This is a genomic window from Actinomycetota bacterium (genome assembly GCA_041658565.1).
In the GTDB taxonomy this organism is placed as follows: domain Bacteria; phylum Actinomycetota; class AC-67; order AC-67; family AC-67; genus JBAZZY01.
Genome location: JBAZZY010000097.1, coordinates 1 through 2,608, shown reverse-complemented (window position 1 = coordinate 2,608; position 2,608 = coordinate 1). Strand labels below are relative to the sequence as shown.

Below are 2,608 nucleotides of genomic sequence, written 5' to 3'. Positions count from 1 at the left end.
TGAGCGGCAAACGCACCAATTCGTCGGCACGTACTCCGAGTCGGGCGACGCGGCCTACGTTCAAATCGACGGCGGGCTGTTCACCCAGCCCGTCTATGTGGGCGATCCGGGCGCCAAAAGCGCTCGGATCGACGACAAAGTTGTGATCGAGATGGTCCGCTTTCCATCGCCCATGCGCAATGGCGAAGGCGTCATCACCGAAGTACTCGGCGCTTGCGGAACGCCGGGCGTCGACACGCTCTCGATCATCCGCGAGTTCAATCTGCCCAACCATTTCGCCGAAGACGCGCTCGACGAGGCGCGGCTGCATGCCGAGAGCTTCGACGAGGCGGTCGGCAATCGGACGGACTTCACCGGCGAAACGATCGTGACGATCGATCCGGTCGACGCACGCGATTTTGACGACGCCATCTCGCTCGATCGGCTCGACAACGGGCATTGGCGACTCGGCGTCCACATCGCCGACGTGTCGCACTTTGTGCGCCCCCGCACGGCGCTCGACCGCGAGGCGCTCGAACGGGCCACGAGCGTTTATCTTCCCGACCGCGTCCTGCCGATGCTGCCGGAGCTGATCTCGAACGGTCTGGCGAGTCTTCAGCCGGGCAAGGTTCGCTACACGAAAACGGCCGTCATGGAATTCACCGCCGACGGCCTGCGCGTTTCAACCGAACTGCACTCGGCGGCCATCCGCAGCAGCAAGCGTCTGACCTACGAACAGGTCGATGAATTTCTCGCAAATCGCGAATCCGGAAGTCGGAAGCTTGGGGCAAAGGTTTGCGATCTGCTCGGCCGCATGCACACGCTGGCCATGACGCTCCGCAAACGCCGGATGACCAACGGCGCTCTCGAATTGAGCATGCCCGAGGTCAAGATCGATCTCGACAAGCAGGGCCGCGTGACGGGGGCCCATGTGGCCGAGAACACGGAAAGCCACCAGATGATCGAAGAGTTCATGCTCGCCGCGAACGAGGCCGTGGCCGAGACGCTTCGCGATCATGGGCTGCACTTTCTGCGTCGCGTCCACCAGGCGCCCAGCCCGCAGAAAATCCAAGTGCTTCAAGAGTTTATGACCGAATTGGGCTACCAGACGGGCAGCCTGCAAAGCCGTTTTGAGCTACAAAACCTGCTGGCCACGGCCACGGGGCGGCCCGAACAGCGCGCCGTTCACTTCGCCGTGCTGCGTTCGTTGCAGCGGGCGATCTACAGCCCGATGGACCAAGGCCACTACGCGCTGGCCAGCGAGTGCTACTGCCATTTCACCTCTCCGATACGCCGCTATCCCGATCTGACGATCCATCGGTTGGTCGACGCCATTCTGACGAAGAAGAAGCCGCGAAACGACTACGAGGAACTCGTGGCCGAGGGCCGCCACTGTTCCGACCGCGAGCAGCGGGCCGAGGCGGCCGAGCGCGATCTGACCAAAATCAAGCTGTTAGCCTTCCTCAGCACGCGCATCGGCGAAGAGATGGATGCCGTCGTGACCGGTGTGGAAAGCTACGGCATCTTTGTGCAAGGTCTCGCACTGCCGGCCGAAGGGCTGGTCCGCGTCGAGGCGCTCAGCGACGACTACTACCGTTTCGACCGCGCCACCCACACGCTGGCCGGCCATCGCGAGGGCAACAGCTATCGGCTCGGCGATTTGTTGCGCGTGGCTGTAGCCCGAGTCGACATGGAACGCCGCGAATTGGATTTCCGTGTGGTGGAACACAAAAAGGGCAGGGGGGCGAAATCCACGAAGGACACGAAGAGCAGGAAAAAGCTCGAAAAACCGAAGCAAAAGGGCGTCCCCGCCAATCGCGGCAAACGTCGCGCTTGATTCCGCCCTAGGTTGGCGGTACACTTTCCGAGGAAGGGGTCTCGGTAAGTTGCCCGGCGTTGAAAGGATGTCACTCGCAAGGAACAACGAAAGCGGAGGCGCTAGACAACATCCGCGATGCGATCCGTGAGTGGCTAAGGCACAATCCTATTCATGCCTACACGATGGGGGCAATCGCTCGCGACGCCGACCTTTCGCCCCAGAGTTCAGAAAGTTTCTCTAAAGCCTCTACCTCCCCACTGGCCACCGCTCCGGCCTCTGCTAAAATGACCTTTCTCTCGGCGGCCGTTTCCCGCCCACGTGGTCAAACGAGTCTCCCCAACGGAGGTTGGTCATGGATGCACCGCTCTTACACACCCCCCTGTTTGGTTGGCATGTCGCGTACGGCGGACGAATGGTCGACTTCGCCGGTTGGGCCATGCCGGTCCAATATACCTCGATCATCCAAGAACATCTGGCGATCCGCTCGTCGGTCGGCATCGCCGACATTTCACACATGGGCCGGCTCCGCTTCGAGGGCCCCGGCGCGGCCGTTTTCCTCGCCGAACTGCTCACCCGCCGCGTGGCCGACATGGAGTTGGGCCAAATCCGCTACTCCCTGGTCACGAACGACGCGGGCGGCATCCTCGACGACGTGCTGGTCGGCTACTACCACAATTCCCACGGCCAGCCGTTCTTCCTACTGGTGGTCAACGCCAGCAATCGGGCCAAAATCGTCAATTGGATCCACGCCCACTTGTCGAAAGAACGCGCCGAACTGCCCGGCCAAGAGATCATCTGGAACGACGTGAG

General features: G+C 61.8%; 2 protein-coding genes and 1 pseudogene. All 3 read left to right on the top strand.

Annotation, left to right across the window (positions count from 1 at the left end; genetic code table 11):
* Positions 1-1,816 (top strand): VacB/RNase II family 3'-5' exoribonuclease (locus tag WDA27_15355; protein MFA5892301.1); only part of this gene is annotated, 1,816 nt, incomplete at its 5' end.
* Positions 1,817-1,842: 26 nt separating this feature from the next.
* Positions 1,843-1,953, top strand: a pseudogene (locus tag WDA27_15350) (type II toxin-antitoxin system HicB family antitoxin).
* 197 nt (positions 1,954-2,150) lie between these two features.
* Positions 2,151-2,608 (top strand): hypothetical protein (locus WDA27_15345; GenBank protein MFA5892300.1); only part of this gene is annotated, 458 nt, incomplete at its 3' end.